Source organism: Hymenobacter psoromatis, from assembly GCA_001596155.1.
GTDB lineage: Bacteria > Bacteroidota > Bacteroidia > Cytophagales > Hymenobacteraceae > Hymenobacter.
This window is the reverse complement of sequence record CP014771.1, coordinates 1,032,088-1,048,001: the sequence shown is the minus strand read 5'-3', so window position 1 is coordinate 1,048,001 and position 15,914 is coordinate 1,032,088. Positions and strand designations below refer to the sequence as shown.

Sequence of the window (15,914 nt, the reverse complement as noted above, 5' to 3'; positions counted from 1 at the left end):
ACCCTACGCCGCCCATTGCCGCAAAGGTCGGTATTACCTTCGTGGCTGCCGGCAAAGCCTACCCTACGCTACTTCCGGCAAGCTAAAGCTTACCGCACTTTCTTTACTATGCTCCACCGCCCAACTGCCACCCGCCTCGGCACCCTGGCGGGCCACTCCGACGCGGTGTACGCGCTGGCCGGCCGGGCCGGTTCCGACCAGGTTTTTTCGGGTAGCGCCGACGGCATGGTGGTGGCCTGGGACAGCGCCCATCCCGAGGCGGACGGGGAATTGCTGGCGCGGGTCGAAAACTCGGTGTACGCGCTGCGCGAGCTGCCGGCGCGCGGCCTGCTGCTGCTGGGGCACAACTTTCAGGGCGTGCAGGCCCTTGATTTGCAGACCAAAAAACTGGCTTTTGCCACGGCCCTACCCCCGGTCGCCATCTTCGACCTCGTGTATTCGGAAAGCCGACAGCGGCTGTACTGCGCCCTGGGCGATGGCACGCTGGCCGTGCTGCACGGCGACGATTTTCGGCTCGAAAACCTGCTGCGCCTCAGCGATAAAAGCCTGCGCTGCCTGGCCCTGCACGAGGGCCGGGGCGAGCTGGCCGTGGGCGCGTCGGACTGGAAAACCTACGTGCTGGACCTCGACTCGCTGGCCATAAAAACCACGCTCACCGACGCCACCAACTCCGTGTTTACCGTGGCCTACTCGCCCGATGGCCGGCACCTGCTGGCGGCCGGCCGCGATGCCCACCTGCGCCGCTACGCCGCCCAAGCGGGCTACCCCCTCCTCGACAGCGTAGTGGCCCACATGTACGCCATCAACCACCTGGCTTTCAGCGCCGATGGGCGCTATCTGGCCAGCTGCTCTTTGGATAAAAGCATCAAGCTCTGGGACCCTGCCAGCCTGGCGCTGCTGCGCGTGCTGGACCGGGCGCGGGCCGCCGGCCACGGCACGTCGGTGAATAAGCTGGTTTGGCCAGGCACTCAGCAGCGGCTAGTTTCGTGCAGCGATGACCGCAGCCTGGCCGTGTGGCAGGTTACTTTTTAAGTTCTTGGTTTCTAGTTTTTCGTTTACTCATATAATAGAAATCAGGAACCAGAAACCAGGAGCCAGGAACCAGAAACTAAGAACCAGAAAAGATGAAAATTACCGCCCTCGATATTCGGCAGAAAACGTTTGAAAAGTCCTTTCGGGGCGTGGACAAGGACGAGGTGCAGGCCTTCCTGAACATGGTTTCGCAGCAGTGGGAGCGCCTGGGCGATGAAAACCGTGAGCTGCGCCTCAAGCTGGAGCACGCCCAGCAGGACGTGCAGAAGATGCGCGAGGTGGAGTCTTCCCTCTACCGCACCCTCAAAACGGCCGAGGATACCGGCAACTCCATCACGGAGCAGGCCCAGCGCGATGCCGACCTGCGCCGCCGCGAGGCCCAGCTGCTGGCCGAGCAAACCCTGGCCGAAGCCCGCCAGCGCGCCCGCGCCATCGTGGAGGAAGCCTACCAAACGGCCGAAAAGACCGTGGCCGACATGCAGACGGAAGTCACCGGCCTGGGCCAGGAGTGCCAGCGCCTGGAGCAGCAGCTCGACAGCCTGGTGCGCGACCTGCACCACCTGGCTTCCGATGCGCTGGAAAAAGTGGAGCGCGCCCGCGCCCGTCCCAAAAACGCGCCGGCGGCCATCCTTTCGCGGGCGGCGAGCGTACAGGTAAAGCGGCCGGCCGAGGTGCCGGCGCCCGAACCTAGCTCCGCCCCCGCCATGCACGTCACTACCGATTCTGCCCGCCCCACGGCCGCCGCCGTGGCGCCTACCCCCCCCGCGGCCCCCAACGGCCCCGCCCCCGCGGCCCGCGCCGCGCAGCCTACCCCCGGCGCGGCCGCCAGCCCCGCGGCCTACAACCCCAAGCCCGGCCAGCAGCCCGACCCCGGCCAGTCGCCCACGCCCGACATCGAGCGCCCGCAGGCCCCGCGCGAAAACCCCGGCATCGCGCCCGCCCCGCGCATCGACCAGCCCGGCCCCGAAACCGTGCCGTCGCCGCCCGCGCCCTACGTGGAGCCGGCGCGCCCCGAGATTCAGCCCATCGGCCCCAGCCGCCCCGAAATTCAGCAGCCCGAGCCCATGACCCACCCCGGCATGACTACTGAAGCTGAATCAAAGCCAGCAGCGCAGCCGGAAACGGTAGGGGAGAAGTCGTTTTTTGATGATATCTAGACCACGGATTCCTCCGGATTTTTCGGATTAATCGGATTTTGTGGACGTAATAAGGGCTGCCCAACGGGCAGCCCTTTACTTTTGCCAGCACGATAAAAAATCGTCCACAAAATCCGATTCATCCGAAAAATCCGGAGGAATCCGTGGTTCAGATATAATGCTATGGGACAAATTGCGCTCGAAGGACTGGAGTTTTTTGCCTTCCACGGCTACTACGACGAGGAGCAGAAAATCGGCAATAAATACGGTATTGACCTGTACCTCAAGACGGACCTGCACGCCGCCGGCACCTCCGACAAGCTGGCCGAAACCGTGAACTACGAGGTGCTCTACCGCGTGGTGCTCGAAGAAATGCAGCGCCCGGCGCGGCTGCTGGAGCACCTGGCTCACCGCATCCTCGACCGCGTGATGCAGGAGTTCGGGCAGGTGCGCCGGGCCGAGGTGAGCGTCTCCAAATTCAACCCGCCGCTGGGTGGCATTTGCCAGCGCGCGCGCGTGACGCTGGTGCGCAAGCGCAAAGTGGGGTAGGGCTACTGCTGGCCGGCGCGTTGGTAGGCGGCCGCGAACTCCTGAGCAAAATCTTCCAGCTTCACCTGGCCCAGAGCGGGCTTGTGGCGCTCATAGTCTTCGCCCAACTGGCCGGTGCGCAGGCTGATGTAGATGTCCACCACGCCGTCGGCGGTGCTCGCGGGCAGGCCGTTCCGAAGGAGATTTTCGCGCATTTGCTCGTCCGAAAATTCCACCCAATGCAGGTCGGGCCGACCGATGGCAGCCCCCAACACGTGCGCCACCTCGTCGGAGGTCCGCTCGTCGCTGGCTACGTAGCGCACGGTGCGGCCGGGCGCGGCAGCGGGGTTAGTCAACTCTTCGGCGGCGACGGCGGCAATATCGCGCGGGTGCACCAGCGCTCCCCGGTGGCCGCCCGCGATGTTGGCCCCCGGGAAGCCGGCGTTTTTTATGATGCCCAGAAACCCGTAGTAATTGGTATAGAAGGTGGTAGGGCGCAAGTGCGTCAGTGCCAGGCCGGGCACCGCCGCCAGAATTTCCTCCACGTCGTGTGGGCCCAGGATATTGCCGGTGCCGTGGTCGCGGTCGGCCCCCCAACTGCTGAGCTGCACCACCCGCGGCACACCCGCCTGCCGAATGGCCCGCGCGTAGTGACGGCCGATGCGCTGGAAATAGCCCCGCAAATCGGGCGCGGCAAAGTTGGGCGGCACCATCGCGTACACGGCATCGGCCCCGGCGAAGGTGGCGGTTAAAAAGTCCGCGTCCTCTAGCGAACCGATGGCGGCGGCAGCGCCCAGGGCCTCGATGGCAGCCCGCCGGGCGGGGCTGCTGCTGAAAACCGTGACGGCGTGGCCCTGCCGCACCAGCTCGGTGGCCAGCGGCTGGCTGATGTTCCCGAGGGAACCAGTAACAATAATTTTCATGGCGCAAAGGTCCGCCCGCCCACCCCGGCGCGAAAGGGCCGAACGGCGGAAAAAGCAGGCCCAAGTGCGGCAAACGCGCGGCGGCTGGTGGTGTGGCCGCTACTGTTGCTGTCGGTAGCGGGCCGGCGTCAGCCCGGTGTGGCGGCGAAAAAACCGCCCGAACGTGGACGAGTCGGCAAAGTGCAGTGCCGCCGCAATCTGGCCGATGGGTAGGGCGGGGTTTTGCAGCAGCACGCGGGCTTCCAGCAGCACGGCTTCGGTTAGCCACGCCCCGGCGCTTTTGCCGGTGGCCGCTTGCACGGTTTCGGCGAGGTGCTTGGGGGTGATGCACAGCTGGTCGGCGTAAAAAGCCAGACTTCGCTCGGTGGCGTAGTGCCTGTGGACCAGCTGCTTAAACCCGGCGGCAATCAGTTGGCCGCGCGTCCGCCCGGCGGGCGCGGCCCGGTGCTGCGCAGCGTAGAGCGGAGCCGTTTCGTGCAGCAGAACATGCAGGAGGCTGCGCAAAATTTCCTCCCGGTACACGTGGGGGGCTGCGTATTTCTGCCCGATAGTTTGCAGCAGAGCCGCCAGGCTCGCGGCGGCTGCGGGGGGTAGGGTGAGCACGGGACGGGCATCGCGCTCAAAAAAAGCGAAGTCATCCGGGTTCAGCCCGCCGCCCGCCGCCACGAACGCCTTCGTAAAAAAAAGGCTGAGCGACGCGCAGTCGGCCGACCGAAAGCCCCACTGCTTGATGCCGTGGGGCGAGAGCACGACCAGCGAAGCCGGGGCCAGGGCGTAGGTTTCCAGGTTGACTTGCAGGCGGGCGCTGCCGCGCCGGCAGAGGCCGATTTTGTAAAAATCGCTGCGGTACGGCCGGTCGAGGGGCAGCTGGGGCGTCGGCGGAGAATCAGGCCCCACAAAGAACACCGCCGGCCTCGCCTCCGCTTCGGTCAGGGCAGTTAGTGGAAAAACGGGAATGGTCGCGTTCATGAATCTGGCAGAAACAGCAAAGGTTGGCCGCCCGGCGGCGGCTCATAGAAAGGGCCGCTCGCCATAGCCTTTGCGGAGATGATATACCGGGTATCGAACTGCTATAGTTGTCTTGCGCGGGAGGTTAAAATAATTCAGCTGATAAACAGCCTATTAAGCAGAAATACGATAAATTTCGTACATTGCTTTTGCAACTACGAAGGCTCTCGTACTACTATTGACCTACGAAATAATTCGTACTGAACTTTTTCTCGCCCAAATCATGCCCAAAGCGCCCCCCAAACCTACGGATTCGGAACTGGAAATCCTGCACGTGCTCTGGCAGCACGGCCCCGCCACGGTGCGCACCGTGAACGAGCAGATGGGCCAGTTGCGCGAAATCGGCTACACCACGACCCTGAAAATCATGCAGTTGATGCTGGAAAAGGGCCTGGTAAGCCGCGACGACGAAGGCCGCAGCCACGTGTACCGGGCCGCCGTGCGCGAGCAGGATACCCAGGGACTGCTGCTCGACAAGTTTGTGGCCGCCACCTTCGGCGGCTCGGCCCTGAAGCTGGTGATGCAGGCGCTGGGCAACCGCAAAACCTCGGCCGATGAGGTGGCCCAGATTCGCCGCCTGCTCAATGACATTGAGATTCAAAATGCTAACCCTACCCCCTCCAATTCTGATGACAACGTTCCCGCTGTTTAGAGATGTCGTATCGCCCGCGCTGGTGCGGGGGGTAGGGTTTGCGCTGCTGCATTCGTTGTGGCAGGGCGCGGTGCTGGCGCTGCTGCTGGCGGGCGCGCTGCCGCTGCTGCGCCGCCAGCGCGCCGAGCTGCGCTATGCCCTATCGGCCGGTGCGCTGGGCACGTTGGTGCTGGTGGTGGGGTTGACGTTTAGCTGGTATTACCGCAGCTCGCCGCCCACCGGGGCTGCGCCGGTAGCCTCGGCCTACGTGGCTGGCCAGCTGGCTTCGGCCCCTATGCAGGGGGTAGGGGCGGCCCCCGTGGCCGCACTGCCGGCCAGTGCCGCGCCGGTCCGGCCGCTGGCCTGGCTGCGAGTAGCTGGCGATAAAGTAGAACGTTATCTGCCCCTGGTGGTAGTGGCCTGGCTGCTGGGCCTGCTGCTGATGAGTGGCCGGCTGGCGGGCGGCCTGCTCTACGCGGGCCGGCTGCGCCGGGCGGGCACCCAGGCATTGGGTGCCGAGTGGCAGCAGCGCCTGGCGGCGCTGGCGGCCCGCGCGGGTCTGCGCCGGCCGGTAGCGCTGTTGGAATCGGCGCGGGTGGCGGGGCCGCTGGTGCTGGGGCACTTGCGCCCGGTCATCTTGCTGCCGCTGGGTGCAGTGGCCGGCCTTAGCCCCCATTTGCTGGAAGCGCTGCTGGCGCACGAGCTGGCCCACATCGTGCGGCGTGACTATTTGCTAAACCTGGGTCTGGCGGTGGCCGAGGTGCTGTTTTTCTACCACCCGGCGGTGTGGTTTATGGCCCACTGCCTGCGGGCCGAGCGCGAAAACTGCTGCGACGACCAGGCCGCCGCCCTCTGCGGCGGCGACCGCCTGCGGGTGGCCCGTGCCCTGGCCGCCCTGGCCGAATTGGAAACCGCCGCTATCCCTACCGTGCCGCGCCTAGCGCTGGCCGCGGCGGGTGGCGGGCGCGGCTCGCTGCTGGCGCGGGTGCGCCGGCTGGTGCTGAGCCGGCCCCAGGCGCCCACGCTGAACGAGCGGCTGCTGGCCGGCTCGCTCACGCTGCTGGGCTTGCTGGGCCTGAGCACCGGGGTAGTGCTGGCGGCCCGGCCCGCCCAAACGGTGCCCGGCCAAACGGTGCCGGCCGCTAGCCCGGCCGATACGGCGCGCCGTATGGTGGCAATGCCCCCGCTGCCCGCCGCTCCCCCGCTACCTCCCGCCCCGGCCGACGCGCCGGTTCGCCAGGAACGCACGGTGCAAGTGGAAGTAGATGACGCTACTTCCGCGCCGCGCCTGCGCCCGTTCCCGCCGCGCCGTGGTAAGGCCAGCACGGTAGTCATTGAGAAAGACAAGAAAGGTCGCGTCGTGCGCCTGAGCGTGGATGGCCAACCCATCGAAACCGCTACCCCCGGCAAAAAAGCCAAGCGTGCCAAGGCCGTGCGCACCGTAGAAGTAGTGACTGTGCCCGAGCGCCCGGAGCGCCCGGAGCGCTTTGAACGGTTGGAACGCATCGAAATGCCCGAACGGCCGGAGCGCCCTGAACGGCCCGAGCAGCGGTCGTTCAGCTTCAATTTCTCCGCTACCGGCCTGAATAGCGAGGCGCGCCGGACAGCTGAGCAGGCCTTGCGCGAAACCCTGCGCGACCCTAACCTCAACGCCGAGCAGCGCCGCGAAATAGAGCGCGAGCTAGCGCGCGTGCAAAAGCAGGGCGTGAAAGTAGCTGTGCGCCCCATGCTGCGCGAGCTGCACCTGGATATTGATGGCCTGGCTGATAGCGACCGCAACACCGCCCGCCGCCACCTGCGCTACGACGTGCGGGCCCGCGTGCTGACCAGTGGCGACGCTGCCCATCCGACTCATCCCCGTTTTTATATAAAAAATGGCAAGATGAAAGTCTATAAATCTGATTCTCAAGAAGGAGCCGAGGCTGACCGGGCCGCTGAGCAGGCCGACCGCGATGCCGACCGCGATGCCGCCCAAGCCGACCGCGACGCTGCCCAAGCCGACTTGGAAGGCGACCGTTCCGACCTAGCTGCCCGCCGCGCCGAGCTGCGCGCCCGCCTGGCCGCCGATGCCGCCGAGCTGCGAGCGCTCGAGCACAGTGAGAGCCGGGGCCCCCGCCTGCCTACCCCTCCACGCCCGCCCCGCGCGCCGATGATGCAGCAGGCTTCGCCCGCGCCCGCCGTGCCGCGCTTTCCTCGGGCGGCTCCGCCAACCCCTTTTTTTATTAGCACCGACGAACTGCGTAAGACGTTGCGTCGCGATGGACTAATTGGGGCTACTGACCATAACTTTTCCTTTTCTTTAACCGGGCAAGGCGGATGGGTGAATGGTAAGGCGCTTACGCCAGCCCAATTGACCAAGTATCGCCAGTTATTGCACCAGCCAGCCGACGGTAATTCAACCTACAACGCTACTATCAACGAACACTAATTCGAGGCTCTGCAAGAGCCCTATTGCGCCGCAGTATTATACCTCAAAAGCGGGCCGGCTGCCTGGGAAACCAGTGTGCCGGCCCGCTTTTTTGTGCCCGGCACGCCCGCCTGCTGTCTTTTTAATAAATTATTTTATTCCCCGCTGTAACGTATGGCTACCCCGCCGGTACTCCCTACAAACCCCACTATTACCGACCACCTTACCGCCGCCCGGATGCCTGCCGTTTCCGCTCCTACATTCAGCGACGAAACCCTGATGGCCCAGGTGCAAGCCGGCGACCTCGACCAGCTAACCGGGCTGTTTGAGCGCTACCACGGGCCGTTGTTTGGCTTTTTGGCCCGCCTGGCTAATGGCGACCGCGACCTGGCCCAGGACCTGACCCAGAATGTGTTTGTACGGGTGCTGCGCTACCGCGCTAGCTACCAGCCGGGCCAGCCGTTTCGGGCCTGGGTCTACCAGCTGGCCCGCCACGTGTGGGCCGACCACTACCAGCGCCAGCGCCCCACCGCTGACCTGGAGGAGGTGGAACAAACGGCCAGCCACGGCCGCGCCGCCCAGGCCCAGCGCGCCGCCACCGACCAGCACCAGGCCCTGCACGAAGCCCTGGCCCTGCTGCCCGCCGCCCAGCGCGAAGTGCTGGTGCTGCACCGCTTCCAGGGCTTCGACTACGCCGAAATAGGCGAGCAGCTCGGCTGCACCGCCGGTGCCGCCCGCGTAAAAGCCCACCGCGCGCTGGATGCGCTGCGTAAGATTTACCTGAGTTGAGAATTAGACTAAGCCGCTGACTAGTTAATACTTATTAATCATTATAAAAATGCCTTCCGCTAATAATCTTCCGCTTACCGACCCGACTTGCGCCGAGCTGCGGCTTTGGCTCCCCGAGCTGGCCGAGGGCCAGCCGCTACCGCCCGAGGCGACTCACCTGGTCGCGCACCTGCCCACTTGCCCCGCCTGCCAGGCCGAACTGGCCGAGCTGCGCCAGCTCTTCAACGACCTCGACGCCCTACCCCCCGAGCTGCCGCCGTTGGCAATGCGCGACGATTTTCAGGCAATGCTGGAGCAGGAAAAGGCGAAGCTGGCCGCGGCTTCGCCCACCGGCCTAACGGCCCAGCGCGGCGGCCAGTTGCTGCCGGTTTCAGTTGCTACCCCCCTCAAAACCAGGAACCAGGAACTAGGAACCCAAACCTGGCTCCGCCTGGCGGCCAGCGTGGCGTTGGTGGCCATTGGGGCGGTGCTGGGGCTGCTGCTGCGCGGCGGCCAGCCCGCGGTGTCGCTGGCCCAAAATACCCCGGCAGCAGAGCCCACGCTCTCGATGAAGCTGGCCGCCGCGCGGCAGCAGCCAGCCACGGCCAGCCAGCGCTTGCAGTTGGTGAGCCAGGCCCCAGCCCTGGTGACGGAGCCCAACGACCCGGCCGTGCTCACCCTCATTCATACCCTCGACACCGACCCCAACCCCAGCGTGCGGCTGGCTGCCTGCGAGGCCCTGGTGCGCCTGCGCGCCGACCCCCGCGTGGGCCCCGCCCTGGTAGAGGCCCTACCCCTGCAAACCGACCCCAACGTGCAGATTACCCTCATCGACGCCTTAGTGACGCTGCGCGAAAAGCGCGCCGTGCCCGGCCTCGAAGAGCTGGCCAAGAAGCCCGATGCGCTGCCCGCCGTGCGCCAGCAGGCCGAAAGCGGCCTGGGGCAATTGATTTAACCTATTTGTCCGTGCGAGCAAAGCGCGGCAATCGCACCGGAACGACACCCGCGCCGGTCGTTCGGCCATCGCTCTGGTGTGATTGCCGCGCTTCGCTCGCAAGGACAACTGCTTATTACATCCCCGCCGTTGCTACTCAAATTTCTCCTTCGCTCTTACTTTATCATGAAAAAAATAGCTCTTTTCTTCCTGCTGGCTCTGCCGGCCGCCCTGCGCGCCCAGGAATTCAAAATGAAATTCAACAGCTCGACCAACCGCAAGGTGGTGTTCGACATGCGCGGCTCCGACGTGACGGTGGAGGGCTACGACGGTGACGAGCTGCAGATTCGGGGCTCGGGCCACTACGATGCGCCGCCCGCCCTGGCCAATGGCCTGCGCGCCATTTATAGCGGCGGGGCCAGCGACAACACCCGCCTGGGCGTGTCGGTGGTGCCGGGCGATAATAATACCATTCGAATTACGGGCCTCACGCACGGCGACGACCGCTACACGGTGCGCCTGCCGCGCCAGACCGACGTGTCGTTTGAGCAGGCCACCTGGGGCGGCTCCGATGACCTGACGCTGCGCGACCTGGCCGGCCGCATCGAGGTGAGCCTCAAATCGGGGGATATCCGGCTGCTGAACGTGAGCGGCCCGGTGGTGGCCAACACCATCAGTGGCAACATTAAGGTGCAGTTTAGCGCCACGCCTACGCAGCCCAGCGCCGTGGCTTCGGTGAGCGGCGACGTGGACGTGACCCTACCCCCCTCGGCTAAGGTGAGCTTGTCGATGCGCTCGATTTCGGGCGAAATCTACACCGATTTCGACCTCAACCTGGGCGGTGGCAACGGCCTGCGCCACGTGGGCGGCCAAACCGTGGAAGGCCGCGCCAACGGCGGCGGCGCCACCTTCTCGCTCAAGACCATCAGCGGCGACATTTTCGTGCGCAAAGCCAAATAGGGTTCCTGGCTGAAGGCATCTGTCATTCCGAGCTTGCCGAGGAATCTCGCTCGCATCGGTGAACGAGGCCCGAACGACCGCGAGCGAGATTCCTCGGCAAGCTCGGAATGACGTTCTTGCTCGCAGTCCACTTCGCTAAGAATATAATAATCAGCAACTCAAAAATTTACTGCTATGAACCGCTTTCTACTTGCTACCCTGCTGCTGCTGAGCGGCCTGCGCCCGGCCCTGGCCCAGCGCCTCGTAACCCAAACCGCTACCCTGGCCGCCGGGCAGAGCGTGTTTCTGGACCTGAAATTTGCCCACACCATCCGGGTGCGGCCGGGGGCCAGCCTCAGCGTGCAGGCCAGGGTCAGCATTAATGACAACCAGCAGAATGACCTCTACAGCCTGGTGCTGGAAAAAGACGGGACGGAGCTGAGCGTCGTGGAGAAGCTGGACGAAGACAAGCTGCGCGAAAGCCACTACGAGGGTGATTGCGAGGGGGGTAGCCGCAATAATTCTGGCGGCGGCGTGCATGGCGGCTACACCCGCTCAGGCAAAACTGGCGGGCTGCGGCCCACCGTGAGCTACCACAAGGGCGAGTACAGCTACTGCCTGAAAATCGACTACGAAGTGACCGTGCCGGCCGGCGCGGCCCTGCGCATCAACACTCTCAGCGGCGACATCGACCTGAGCGGCCTGAGCGGGACTATCGCGGCCAAAACCGTGAGCGGCGACCTGCTGCTGAGCGCTCTCGCCGGCGCCGTGACGGTGCGCACCGTGAGCGGCGACGTGAAGCTGAACAACCTCAGCGGCAACGCGATAGAAGCCAAATCGGTGAGCGGCGACGTGGACCTGACCTGGCCGCCCGCCCAAGCCGCCGAACTGAGCCTGCACACCGTGACGGGCGAGGTGTACGCCGACCCGGCCGTGAGCTTCAGCAACCTGAAGCAGCGCAGCTACGTGGGCTACGAGCTGCACGGCAGCTACGGCAGCGGCAGCGGCCCGCTGGTGAAGCTGGAATCGGTGAGCGGCGACGTGTTTTTCAGGAAGGATAAATAGGACTTACGCAAGAATAAAAAAATAGTCGCGGAGCCAGACAACGGCCGGCCCCGGCCGGGCGTCTATGGCCCGATTGTATCCCTGCTTCATTTACTCATCATGTTATTTTTTCGAGCTAAGCAGCTGCTTTTGGGCCTGCTGCTTAGCTGCCTGTATCTGGCCGGCCCCCCGCGGGTAGCCGCCCAAAAAAGCCCGGCGGGCGCGCCGCCCGCGCCCGCCGGGGCGCGCCGCCAGCTGGCGGCCCAGCGCCCCGCTACCCCCCTCAAACTCGACGGCCTGCTCGACGATGCGGCCTGGGCCAGCGCCCCGGTGGCCAGCCAGTTTGTGGAGCGGCGGCCCAGCCCCGGCCGGCCCGAGCGCCTGCCTACCGAGGTGCGCGTGCTCTACGACGACGCGGCCATGTACGTGGGTGCCAAGATGGTAGAGATTCGGCCCGACAGCATCAGGCGCGAGCTGACGCAGCGCGACAACGTGGGCAACACCTACTTTTTCGCGCTGTTTCTGGACCCGTATCGCGACCATCTCAATGGCTACGGGTTCTTCGTGATGAGCACCGGCGTGCAGATGGACACCCGCTACTCGCCCGCCAACGGCGAAGACGGCGCCTGGAACGCGGTGTGGGAAAGCCACGTGGCCCCGCTGCCCGACGGCCGGGGCTGGAGCGTTGAAATCCGGATTCCGTACTCGGCCATTCGCTTTGCGCAGGCACCGGTGCAAACCTGGGGCGTCAACTTTATGCGCCAGCGCAAGGCCAGCAACCAGCAGTTTTTCTGGAACGCGATTCAGCCCAGCGTCGATGGCTTCGTGAACCAGTGGGGTGAGCTCAGTAACCTCGAAAACCTGCACCCGCCGCTGCGCCTCTCCCTCACGCCCTATGTGAGCACCTACGCCAATCACTACCCCTACAACGTGGAGGGCAAGCGCAACACGAGCACCAGCTTCAACGCTGGCGCCGATATCAAGTGGGGCATCAACGAGAGCTTCACGCTGGACGCCACGCTGATACCCGATTTTGGCCAGACTATCAGTGATAACCAGGTGCTTAACCTGTCGCCCTTCGAGGTGCAGTACCAGGAAAACCGGCCGTTTTTCACCGAGGGCACCGAGCTGTTCAATAAGGGCGGCTTGTTTTATTCGCGGCGGGTAGGGGCCCAGCCGCTGGGCTTTGGCGACGCGGCCGGGCAGCTGGGCAAGGGCGAATTTCTGTACCAAAACCCCGGCGTGACGCGCCTGCTGAACGCTACCAAGGTATCGGGGCGCACCAGCAAGGGCCTGGGTATCGGGGTGTTCAATGCCGTGTCGGCGGCCAGCTACGCCACGGTGCAGGATTCGGCCACCGGCCGCCAGCGCCAGCTATTGACCCAGCCGCTGACCAACTACAACATCCTGGTGCTCGACCAGAGCCTGCCGCACAATTCCTACGTGTCGCTCATCAACACCAACGTGACGCGCGCCGGCACCGCCTACGATGCCAACGTGACGGCTGGCCTCTTCCGCTTTGTGGACAAAAAGAACCAGTATGCCTTCAATGGCCAGCTCAACTACTCGCAGCGGCGCGGCCAGAATATGTATTCCGAAACGCCGGTGAGCGACCAGAACGGCTACAAGTACTACCTCAACTACGGCAAGATTTCGGGCAACTGGACCTGGAACGTGGACCACGGCATCGAGTCGAATACCTATAATCCCAACGACTTAGGGATTTTATTTGGTAATAACAACGTGAGCCAGTCGGCCACCGTGAACTACAATAAATACCAGCCTTTCTGGAAAGTCAATAACCTCTCCACCACGCTGGGCGCGTACCAGTCGCTGCTGTTCCGGCCGCTGCTCTACCAGGACGCGGGCATCTACGGCAGCGCCAATACTACCTTCACCAAGAGCTTCTTAACGACGGGATTTAACGTGAACCTCGACCTGGCCAAGCACGACTATTACGAGCCGCGCACCGCGCCGTTGGGCGGCTACTTCGTGCAGGTGCCCACCAGCTTCAACCTGGGCACGTTCGTGTCGTCGGACTACCGCAAGAAGCTGGCCTACGACGTCAATCTCGGCATTCGGCCCTACGCCCTCGACGACCGGTTTGAGCGCCCGCGCCGCTACGGCTTCGGCCTCACCCTGAGCCCGCGCTACCGTGTGAGCGACAAGCTGAACTTCCGCTACACGTTTGATTATGGCCTGAAAGTGAATCAGATAGGTTACGTGAACGATGGGTTTGACCTGAACCAGCCCATCGACCAGCTCTACAGCAGCCTGCTGGGCCCCGACGTGCTGCTGGGCCGCCGCCGCGTGTCCACGTTCACCAACACGCTGACTACCAACTACACCTTCACCAACCGGCTCTCGTTCACGATGCGCGTGCGGCACTACGTGAGCACGGTGCACTACCTTGATTTTGCCCGCCTGCACCCCGGCGGGGTCGAAGAACTGCTGCCCGGCTACCAGCGCAGCCACGACACTAGCTTCAATGCCTTCAACGTCGATGCCTCCTTGGTGTGGTGGTTTGCGCCCGGCTCGCAGGTAAGCCTGGTGTATAAAGATGCCACCGCCTCATACCTGCTCGGCAACGCGGCTACCCCCCTCTACTTCGATAACCTCGCCAACGTGGCCAACACCCCGCATAATAACAATCTGTCTGTTAAGGTCTTGTACTACCTCGACTACCTCAGCCTGCGGTCCCGCGGTAGGGGGTAGGGAATTTTGTGGCTGAGACTTAGTGGCGAGTGGGCGAATAGGCTATATTTGAGCTGGCGGCCAGCTCGGTGCGCCCGGCTTGCTATAGCCGCCCGCCTAATACTTCCTGCTTATGAAAACTTTTTGCTTAGCCCTCGGCCTGCTGGCCCTGGCAGCCTGCCAGAAAGCCCCCAGCCCCAGCAGCCCGGCCCCCACTGCCGACTTTGCTTTTGCTGGCAGCAGCCCTAATGAAGTAACGGTGGCCACCTACGACGACGTGCAGCTCATCGACCGCTCTGCGCGCGCCTCGTCGTACCGCTACACGCTTGGCAATGACAGTGTACGGACTACCGCCGCGCCGCGCTTTCATTATGCGAAGCCGGGCACCTACACTATCACGCTTACCGTGCAGGATGCCACTAAGCAAACGGCCACCGCCACCCGGCGCGTGCACGTGCTGGAACGCGTAGCTAAGCAGGTAGTCATCCAAAACTTGAATGACGAGGCGAACTCGCCCCAGCATAACCTAGTGAACGGGACGTATTGGGTGGTGGTGCGCCTGGGTGAGAACAACGTGCAATACCCCCGGCCTGCCAGTGGCAACCCCAGCTTCGAGGCGCCCATTCTCTACCAAAGCCCGAAAGTGACGCTGACGCAAGCTAGCTTGCCCTATACTTTCGCGCTGCCTACGCCCCTGATAATCAACTACCCGGCCCTGAAGTCCTATACGTTGCCAACCGTCCGGAACAGCTTGGGCTACACGGGCGTGGGCTACGGTCTAGAGATATATGAGCAGGACGCGAACGGTACCATCTACCTGCTCACGTCGTCGTACATACCTTACTATCGGTCGTCATCGGGAAATATTAGTGATTACGGCACTGATTTTCAGCAAAATAATATGCGGGTGGGCTACGGTGGTATCTACTTGAAGGGAGATTTTGAGTAAGTCTCGCCACCTCCCTCTACTTTGATAACCTCATTAATGTAGCCAACACGCCTCATGATAACAACTTATTCATTAATGTCTTACATCACTTTGATTGCTTGAGCGGGGGTAGGGAGCGCCCGGCTACCGCACGCCGCCCACGCGCCGCGCCAGCGCCGCCAGCGTCAGGCTCAGGGTGGCGGCGAGGGGTAGGGTGCCCGGCAGCCAGTGCAGCCAGGCCGCGCCGCCGCCCAGCGCCCCGGCCCCAAACGCCAGCCACAGCGCCACGGGCCACAGCCAGTTCTGGGCCGGGGCCGCGCCGCTGAGCCAGTCGGCCAGGCCGGTGCCGAAGCGCACGAGCGTACCCGTCACGAAGGTGAGGCTGACCTTGACGCTCCCCACCTGGTGCACGCTGGCGTTGAGCGCGCCCATCGCCAGCACGAGGCTGGCGATGGCGGCGGGGGGTAGGAAGTGGGCTAACAAGAGCAAGGCAGCTATTAATAGCAGAATCAAGGTGTTGCCCCACCGGCCGGCGCGGCGATGCAGCAGGCTGCCACCCACCACGCCCGCCACAAACAACGCCACCACGCCAATCAGCTCGCCAGTCTTGGCGGAGTTTTCATGAGCCACGGCCACGCCCAGTGCCGTCGTGTTGCCGCTCATAAACGACACGAACAGCCCCGCAAACCGCAGGTAGCTCACGGCATCGACGTAGCCAGCCAGCGCCACCAGCGCCAGCGTGAAGCTGAGCGCCGGCAAAGGGAGCGCGCGCGGGGTAGGGGCGGGGATAGGCATGGGAAGAAAAAAGTAGCGCACCGACGCGGCCGCTCGGCAACGTTGCCGACAACGATTGCGCAAAGAAAAGCGCGGGCATGGGCGCATTCGCGGAGCGAGTGGGGCGTATTTGCAGTCTATCTGCTGCTTCCCACCTTCTTTGTTTTG

General features: G+C 64.1%; 14 protein-coding genes. 11 read left to right on the top strand and 3 right to left on the bottom strand.

The genetic code is table 11. The features are described 5' to 3' along the window. Positions 1-108 precede the first annotated feature (108 nt). From A0257_04470 to A0257_04460, 3 genes are all read left to right on the top strand, one after another. On the top strand, positions 109-1,032 hold the full coding sequence (locus tag A0257_04470) for a hypothetical protein (GenBank protein ID AMR26429.1): 924 nt from the start codon (positions 109-111) through the stop codon (positions 1,030-1,032). A 92-nt stretch (positions 1,033-1,124) separates the two neighbouring features. Next, on the top strand, positions 1,125-2,189 hold the full coding sequence (locus tag A0257_04465) for a hypothetical protein (protein AMR26428.1): 1,065 nt from the start codon (positions 1,125-1,127) through the stop codon (positions 2,187-2,189). Between the two features lie 162 nt (positions 2,190-2,351). Further along, on the top strand, positions 2,352-2,717 hold the full coding sequence (locus A0257_04460) for a dihydroneopterin aldolase (protein AMR26427.1): 366 nt from the start codon (positions 2,352-2,354) through the stop codon (positions 2,715-2,717). A 2-nt stretch (positions 2,718-2,719) separates the two neighbouring features. Here A0257_04460 and A0257_04455 read toward each other — a convergent pair whose 3' ends face one another. Both A0257_04455 and A0257_04450 read right to left on the bottom strand, forming a co-directional pair. Further along, positions 2,720-3,619: an NAD-dependent dehydratase gene (locus A0257_04455; protein ID AMR26426.1), complete on the bottom strand. Its 900-nt coding sequence runs from the start codon at positions 3,617-3,619 to the stop codon at positions 2,720-2,722. Between the two features lie 99 nt (positions 3,620-3,718). Continuing rightward, the gene (locus tag A0257_04450; protein AMR26425.1) at positions 3,719-4,588 is read right to left on the bottom strand and encodes a hypothetical protein; all 870 of its coding nucleotides are present in this window, start codon (positions 4,586-4,588) and stop codon (positions 3,719-3,721) included. Between the two features lie 262 nt (positions 4,589-4,850). On the opposite strand from A0257_04450, the gene A0257_04445 reads away from it, so the two are divergent. From A0257_04445 to A0257_04410, 8 genes are all read left to right on the top strand, one after another. Then, on the top strand, positions 4,851-5,279 hold the full coding sequence (locus A0257_04445) for a transcriptional regulator (GenBank protein AMR29619.1): 429 nt from the start codon (positions 4,851-4,853) through the stop codon (positions 5,277-5,279). 22 nt (positions 5,280-5,301) lie between these two features. Further along, entirely contained in the window at positions 5,302-7,686 is a 2,385-nt protein-coding gene (locus A0257_04440; protein AMR26424.1) for a hypothetical protein, read from the top strand. 258 nt (positions 7,687-7,944) lie between these two features. Beyond that, a complete protein-coding gene (locus A0257_04435) occupies positions 7,945-8,454 on the top strand; it encodes a hypothetical protein (GenBank protein AMR29618.1) in 510 nt (169 codons plus the stop codon). Positions 8,455-8,503: 49 nt separating this feature from the next. Next, on the top strand, positions 8,504-9,388 hold the full coding sequence (locus A0257_04430) for a hypothetical protein (protein ID AMR26423.1): 885 nt from the start codon (positions 8,504-8,506) through the stop codon (positions 9,386-9,388). Between the two features lie 165 nt (positions 9,389-9,553). Then, positions 9,554-10,327, top strand: coding sequence for a hypothetical protein (locus A0257_04425; GenBank protein ID AMR26422.1), 774 nt, complete (start codon positions 9,554-9,556; stop codon positions 10,325-10,327). 174 nt (positions 10,328-10,501) lie between these two features. Then, the gene (locus A0257_04420; GenBank protein AMR26421.1) at positions 10,502-11,371 is read left to right on the top strand and encodes a hypothetical protein; all 870 of its coding nucleotides are present in this window, start codon (positions 10,502-10,504) and stop codon (positions 11,369-11,371) included. Positions 11,372-11,470: 99 nt separating this feature from the next. Next, positions 11,471-14,065 (top strand): hypothetical protein, encoded by a 2,595-nt coding sequence (locus tag A0257_04415; GenBank protein ID AMR26420.1) that lies wholly within the window; start codon positions 11,471-11,473, stop codon positions 14,063-14,065. Positions 14,066-14,177: 112 nt separating this feature from the next. Beyond that, entirely contained in the window at positions 14,178-14,993 is an 816-nt protein-coding gene (locus A0257_04410) for a hypothetical protein (protein ID AMR26419.1), read from the top strand. A gap of 123 nt (positions 14,994-15,116) precedes the next feature. Here A0257_04410 and A0257_04405 read toward each other — a convergent pair whose 3' ends face one another. Beyond that, the gene (locus A0257_04405; GenBank protein ID AMR26418.1) at positions 15,117-15,767 is read right to left on the bottom strand and encodes a hypothetical protein; all 651 of its coding nucleotides are present in this window, start codon (positions 15,765-15,767) and stop codon (positions 15,117-15,119) included. Between the last annotated feature and the right edge of the window lie 147 nt (positions 15,768-15,914).